This is a genomic window from Weissella thailandensis, from assembly GCF_005405465.1.
Taxonomy (GTDB): Bacteria; Bacillota; Bacilli; order Lactobacillales; family Lactobacillaceae; genus Weissella; species Weissella thailandensis.
In genome coordinates, this window is sequence record NZ_BJEC01000033.1 from 1 (window position 1) to 7,483 (window position 7,483).

Annotated in this window: 7 protein-coding genes; 1 reads left to right on the forward strand and 6 read right to left on the reverse strand. The window is 37.5% G+C overall.

The genetic code is table 11. The features are described 5' to 3' along the window. Positions 1–334, forward strand: a 334-nt coding sequence (locus tag FFM62_RS09830) for an IS3 family transposase (RefSeq protein ID WP_137604540.1), incomplete at its 5' end; no start/stop codon positions are given. Between the two features lie 185 nt (positions 335–519). Here the strand turns inward: FFM62_RS09830 and FFM62_RS09835 are convergent. The 6 genes from FFM62_RS09835 to FFM62_RS09860 all read right to left on the reverse strand — a co-directional run. Further along, a complete protein-coding gene (locus FFM62_RS09835) occupies positions 520–1,464 on the reverse strand; it encodes a metal ABC transporter solute-binding protein, Zn/Mn family (protein WP_165845938.1) in 945 nt (314 codons plus the stop codon). Next, positions 1,451–2,311: a metal ABC transporter permease gene (locus FFM62_RS09840; protein ID WP_115471743.1), complete on the reverse strand. Its 861-nt coding sequence runs from the start codon at positions 2,309–2,311 to the stop codon at positions 1,451–1,453. Before FFM62_RS09840 ends, FFM62_RS09835 begins: the two co-directional genes overlap by 14 nt. After that, positions 2,311–3,048 (reverse strand): metal ABC transporter ATP-binding protein, encoded by a 738-nt coding sequence (locus tag FFM62_RS09845; RefSeq protein WP_115471744.1) that lies wholly within the window; start codon positions 3,046–3,048, stop codon positions 2,311–2,313. Before FFM62_RS09845 ends, FFM62_RS09840 begins: the two co-directional genes overlap by 1 nt. A 438-nt stretch (positions 3,049–3,486) precedes the next feature. Beyond that, a complete protein-coding gene (locus FFM62_RS09850) occupies positions 3,487–5,274 on the reverse strand; it encodes an ABC transporter ATP-binding protein (protein WP_115471745.1) in 1,788 nt (595 codons plus the stop codon). Next, positions 5,264–6,991, reverse strand: coding sequence for an ABC transporter ATP-binding protein (locus FFM62_RS09855; protein WP_115471746.1), 1,728 nt, complete (start codon positions 6,989–6,991; stop codon positions 5,264–5,266). Before FFM62_RS09855 ends, FFM62_RS09850 begins: the two co-directional genes overlap by 11 nt. Before the next feature lie 158 nt (positions 6,992–7,149). After that, positions 7,150–7,483 (reverse strand): IS3 family transposase (locus FFM62_RS09860; protein ID WP_137604531.1); only part of this gene is annotated, 334 nt, incomplete at its 5' end.

Genomic DNA, 7,483 nt, shown 5'->3' on the forward strand with positions numbered 1-7,483 from the left:
AAATACTAGACCCAAATTAAATTACCGTTTAACAATCCACTCTGACCAGGGATTCCAGTATCAAAATTATGAATATGTCTCACGTTTGCAGAACAACCATGTGTTTCAAAGTATAAGTCGCAAAGCGACCTGTCTAGATAATGCTATGGCGGAGAGCTTCTTTCATCTCTTGAAGGTAGGAACTGTCCATAATAACCATTATCAAAACTATGACGAGCTGAAGTCTGCCGTCAATAATTATATCTATTACTACAACAATAAACGGATTAAAACAAAGCTGGCCGGAAAAACTCCGGTTCAATACCGAAGTCTTTCCGACCAGCTAGTTGCTTAAACTTCTCTCCAATTTTTGGGGTTCAGTTCAGTCTCGGCTTTTTTGTATAAGATTCATTAATTATAATTTAGCACATTTCATATACGCGTATCACATAATAAAAAGATAGCTAGAACAAGAAATTAATCTTTGTTCTAGCTATCTTTTTTCACTGAGTTTCACTTCAGTTTTACTATATTAAATAGTTATTCTTTTCCTAACATACCATCATGAATCTTGTCGATATTCCACTTAACCATGTCATAGTATGTGTCTCCTTGGGTACCCTTCTTAGCCAATGAGTCTGTAAAGATCTTTGAATGGATTGGCAAACCAGTTTCCTTTGAAACTTTGTTCATTGACTTTGGTGAGACAGAAGTCTCAACAAACAATGACTTTGCTTCTGATTGATCAATCTTAGCCAAGACTTGTTTCATTTGTTCTGGTGTACCTTGTGACTCAGTATTGATTTCCCAAATGTAAGCTGGCTTAATACCATATGCCTTTGAGAAGTACTTAAAGGCTCCCTCTGATGTTACTAGCAAACGTTGCTCTTCAGGAATATCAGAAAACTTATTTTGAGCTTCCTTATGTAACTTTTCTAGCTTTTCAACATAGGCATCAGTACGCTTTTGGTAATCCTTAGCATTATCTGGATCCTTATCCTTAAGAACACTGTTGATCAATTTAACGTATTTTACACCATTACTGATATCAAGCCAAGCATGGGGATCAGTTTCATTTTCTTTACCAGCGGCTGTTAAATACAATGGTTTAACGTTCTTTGAAACAGCGAAAACTTCTTTACCATCATGTTTATTTGCAGTATCAGTCAACTTGTTAAACCAACCACTACCACCAGTTTCTAAGTTCAAACCATTATGGAACAACACATCAGCATCCGTTGCTTCTGCAATATCATCAGTTGTTGGATCATAGGCGTGTGGATCCGTACCACGTTTAACAATACTATATACATCCACATCATCACCAGCAACTTGGTTAACCATATCCTCCAAAATAGAATTGGTTGTCACAACTTTCAGTTTCTGATTCTCTTCTGATTTTTGATCACCACGACCGTTAACAAATGCGAAGATACCTCCGCCGACTACTAATAAGGCAATAATAGCTGCACTAAGCTTTTTTATCATTTTTAACTCCTAACTTGGCAAGAAAACCTTGCTTTGGCGCAATAACGAATGAAATCAAGAAGATGATGGCAGCAACCATAACAATCGCTGGACCAGATGCCCAATTCATCGTATATGATAGGTACAATCCAATGAAAGAAGCCACTGCACCGAAACTTGATGATATAAATAGCATATGTCCTAAACGGTTTGTCCAAAGGAAGGCGGTCGCCGCTGGGGTAATCAACATCGCAACAACTAGAATAATACCAACTGTTTGCAAAGCTGACACAGTCACTAATGTCAAAACAATCATTAATCCGTAATGAACAACACTTGTGTTCAAACCATATGATTTAGCAAATGTGTTATCAAACGAAGTAATTTGGAGTTCCTTGAAAAAGGCCAAAACAAAAATAATAACAACTGCTAAGACAATAAATGTATCAATCAAATCTGAATCAGAAACAGCCAATACGTTTCCAAATAGAATATGATGCAAGTTAGTTGACGATTGCGCCATTGAAATTAAAATATATCCTAATGCGAAGAACGCAGAAAAGACAACTCCAATTGACGTATCATTTTTCAGCTTACTATGAGCGGCCACGAAACCAATTAATACGGCTACGACAACTCCAAATACTGTCGCACCAATCATGATATTGATACCCAACATATAAGCAACGACAACTCCAGGCAAGACAGAATGAGAAAGCGCATCCCCCATCAATGACATACCACGTAAAATAATAAAGCTACCAATAATTCCTGACGTAATTCCGACCATAATAGCAGCCATCAAGGCGCTTTGAAGGAAATTATAATGTCCCAATGCGTGCGCAAATTCTACAATACTTGTCATTATTTGGCCTCCGTATTCTGATTAAACAATACGGCACTTAGATCAGCAGAAAAAGCGTGTGAGACATTTTCTTTTGTATATACCGTTTCAACGGGACCATGAGCAATAATGCCATGATTCATAATCAATAAGTCATCAAAATAAGCAGCCACTTTGTTTAAATCATGGTGGACAACGATAATTGACTTACCACTGTCACGCCAACCACGTAGGACATTCATGATTTCATTTTCAGACTTCACATCTATTCCTACGAATGGTTCATCCAGGATAACAACATCAGCTTGCTGCACAATGGCCCGCGCCACAAAGACACGTTGTAATTGCCCACCTGATAATTCACCTATTTGACGATTTTTAAACTCAGACAAGTTAACTTGCTTTAAAGCATCATTTGCCAATTCCTTTTCCTTATGACCAGGGCTTTTGAATAATCCTAACTTACCGTATGTACCAGTTAAAACCACCTCAAAAACACTGATAGGAAATGTCAAATCCAGGGCTGCACGTTGCTCAACATAAGCAATCTTTTTACGTACATGGGTAACAGCTGCACCATCTAAGGTTGCTTTACCAGTATGGCGCACCAACCCCAGGGCCCCCTTAATTAACGTTGACTTACCAGCACCGTTAGGACCAATTATTCCGGTAATTTTGCCTTTAGCAAAATGTACCGACAAGTCTGTAAATACTGGCACGTTATCATAAGCGACCGTTAAGTCGTCGACTTTTAACACGAAAATACCTCCTAATTTATTAAATTTTATAATTGCTCTAAACTTAATTCTTCCTTAAGCAACTTATCCAATTTAACAAATTTCATAAAACTAAGCAATAATTTTTCTTTTTTAAAAAACGATTCACATAACAGTGAAAAATAGCTTATTAACAAACAAAAAGACAAATAAGCCAATGCTTTCTGTCATCATAAATAATCACGCTAATTAGCGTAAACGTTGCCAACAAAGTATTTATTGATTGACTATATGCAATCAATGACATATAAAAAAACCTGTCACTTATCAACATCAGTAACAGGTTCAGCAATTAAAATTATTTTAACAGCCTAAAATTATTTTAAATTTCTGTGAATTCACCACAATCGTAATCCATTTCACAAGAGGGAAACGACACTAAAATGCCCTTATACAATCCATTCTTAGCCCCTTCCCCTATTAATCAAAGACCATTTGATTCTTATATAATTCGGCATAAAAACCATTTTTCGCTAATAACGTTTCATGATTACCTTGTTCGATAATCTGACCATCTTTCAACACAACAATCTTGTCAGCATTCAAAATAGTCTTTAAACGATGGGCAATGACAAAGCTTGTTCGGCCAGCAATAACATTATCCATTGCTCGTTGAATTTTTTCTTCGGTCACTGTATCCACGTTAGAAGTTGCTTCATCTAAAATCAACAAATCTGGTTGTGTCAAAATTGTACGAGCAATCGACAGTAATTGTTTTTGTCCCGTAGAAAACACCGAATTTTCATCAGAAACTTCTGTCTCATAACCATTTTCAAGGGTCATGATGAAATCATGAATATTTGCTTGTTTGGCAGCATCAATCACTTCTTCATCCGTCGCATCAGTTTTTCCAAATACAATATTATCGCGAACTGTTCCCGTAAATAAAACTGATTCTTGTAAAACAATTCCGACATTATCACGTAAGGATTTGATGTTCATATCACGAACATCCACATCATCAAACAATACCGCACCCGACGTCACATCATAAAAACGATTCAATAAATTCATGACGGTTGTTTTACCTGATCCCGTTGGGCCAACTAACGTAACCATCTCACCCTTTTCAACATCGATATCAATACCATGGATGATTTCGCGTTCCTCATTGTAACCAAAGTGTACATCTTGTAATTTGACGTTGCGCTTCACACCATCAAATTTAACCCCATTTTCAGGGTTAACTTCTTCATCTTGGTCGAAGATAACATTCAACCGGTGAACACCGGTCATCGCTTGTTGCATCATATTATATAATGAAGTAATTTGCGAAATGGGTTGGAAGTATTGTTGTGAGAATGAGACGAAAGTGACGATCAAACCTAAGCCAGTCGCACGTGAAGCTACATCCCCGGTTAACGATAGCTTGGCACCGAAGAAAATAACAATCGCCAAATTAAACAAACCTAGTCCTTGCATAATCGGATTAAGAACACCTGACCAAGCTTGTGAACGGACCATAGCTCGGCGAACTTTTTCATTATGTTCAACAAAGCCGTTGATAGAATCTTCCTGCAGACCATTCGTAATAATGACCTTTTCACCATTAATTTGTTCATTAATGTAACCATTCAAATGACCAACTTCAGCTTGTTGGATATCAACATATTTCTTCGCCTGAATCATAATGACAATCCCAACAATGATAACAAGCGGCGTTGTCGCCATCGTTGCCATCGCCATTTTAGGGCTCTCATTAAACATCATCCAGATAACACCAATAAACATCACGACTTGTTGCAAAATCTGGAACAAGGCATTATTCATGGCATTAAAAATGTTATCTAAATCTGATGTAAAGCGCGATAAAATCTCACCATCCTGATGGTTATCAAAATAACGTACGGTCATACGTTGCAGTTTGGCAAATAGACCGGTACGCATATCATTCACTGATTTAGGCGCCACAATAGCTTGTAGCAATCCGTTAAGGAGTAAAGCAATCAAAATCATCAAAATAAACAATCCAAATAGCAATAATGCTTGATGGAAATCACCTAAACTGGCTCGACTTTTGGTTACCGGATTAAGATAAGCCATCAAATACTTTGACAATTCAGTGATTGAACGTCCCATATAAACTGGCGCTTTAACTTGCAACCAAGTTGCTAAAATCGTTAGTACTAGAATAAAAAACAAAGCGACTTTAAAGTGTTTCAAGTAATGGGCAAAGAATTTTGCAGACTCTTTAACATTATTCTTCATTGTTCTTTGCCTCCTTTGCCTTTTGGGTTGCATATATTTCTTGATAAACTGGTGAAGTTTGCATCAATTCTGAATGTGGTCCATAAGCAACCATCTCACCATTATCTAAAACCAAGATGTTATCCGCATTGATCACTGAAGAAACTTTTTCTGCAATAATAAACGTGGTCGTATCACTTAACTGTTCATCCAATGCTTGTTTAACTAGCTTTTCAGACCGAGCATCCAATGCGGATGTTGAATCATCTAAAATCAATATCTTAGGTTGGCCAATTACACCACGGGCAATTGACAAACGTTGTTTTTGACCACCAGAAAAATTAGCTGAGCGTTCCTCAACAACATGTTCATATTGATCATCATATTGCTCCACAAATTCTGATGCTTGCGCAATATTGGCCGCCCGTTTCATATCTTTCAATTGTGCAGTGGACATTCCTTGGCGCAAATTATCAGCAATTGTTCCAGAAAACAATGTCGCTTTTTGTAATACAAAAGAAACGGCCTCACGTAATGAATGCTCATTAACATGTTTCAAATCGACGCCACCGACCTTCACCGTTCCGGCGCTCGGATCATAAATACGTGGAATCAGCTGTGCCAAAGTTGATTTACCAGAACCCGTGGCACCCACAATTCCAATCATTTCACCAGGCGCTGTTTTAAAGCTAATATGCTTTAGCGTTGGTTGATCGTCATCTTGATAAGTAAATGACACATCATCAAATTCAACGCGGCCATCTAAGTTTTGTTCGTTGTCGTTATCATAAGTAAAGGTTGGCTCAGTATCCATAATTGATTGAATACGACCCATCGATACAAACGCACGGGTGGCAAATGACATCATCATTCCACCAACAATAATAGCGTTCATAATAATCATAATATAATTGGTAAACCCAGTGATTTGCGCCAATAACTCAGGTTGCGTATTGACCATATTACCAACTGAGTAAATCGCAACGACCATTAGACCTTGACCGACAAACATAAAGGCTGGCATAATCAATGCAAAAAAGTAACCAATTTGAATGTTAACATCACGCAATTCGTTTGAGACATTCGTGAAACGCTGTTCTTCATTAGCTTCTTGATTGAATGATTTAACGACCCACATACCTTGCAAATTTTCTTTTGCCTTAGCATTAACTTTGTCCATCAACCATTGAATTTTTCCAAAGCGTTTTCCCAAATTTTTAACAACAAAGTACGAAATACCGCCGACCAGAATGACCATCAAAATGATGATCCACCATAGTTGCGGAATTGATCGTACGGCTAAAATAAAGCCACCAATAAATAAGATTGGCATACGCATCAATGGCTGTAATACAAGCATTAATACGTTTTGAATTTGGGTCACATCATTCGTTAGCCGAACAACTAAGTTCCCAACTGAAAATTTTTCAATATTTGAAAATGAAAATGTTTGAATTTTACGATAGGCACTTTCACGGACATCCGCTGAAATCCCCTGTGATGCCCGGGCAGCAAAAATCGTATTCAAAATACCAGCAGCCAATCCAATGATTGCTAGTATCAACAATTGCGTCCCAATCTTATTCACTTTCTCCATATTGTCATCTGTAATTGCTTGTACAATATTACTGAGTAATGTTGGTTGTAACAGCATCGCCACTGATGCAATAGCAACCATCAAAATAGCAACTGTCAAATCAAGTTTATAGCGCCCGATAAAAGGCTTGAGCAACTTCATTTGCTTTCCTCCCATTAACCTTATGTTTTATCCGCTTAGTACGCCATTGTATCACTTTTGCGCTGACAATTGTCAACCAACTTCACAAAGCGACAAAAATCGTTTTGAACCATAATAAAAAAAGGTTGTGAACTGAACCCCAAAAATTGGAGAGAAGTTTAAGCAACTAGCTGGTCGGAAAGACTTCGGTATTGAACCGGAGTTTTTCCGGCCAGCTTTGTTTTAATCCGTTTATTGTTGTAGTAATAGATATAATTATTGACGGCAGACTTCAGCTCGTCATAGTTTTGATAATGGTTATTATGGACAGTTCCTACCTTCAAGAGATGAAAGAAGCTCTCCGCCATAGCATTATCTAGACAGGTCGCTTTGCGACTCATACTTTGAAACACATGGTTGTTCTGCAAACGTGAGACATATTCATAATTTTGATACTGGAATCCCTGGTCAGAGTGGATTGTTAAACGGTAATTTAATTTGGGTCTAGTATTT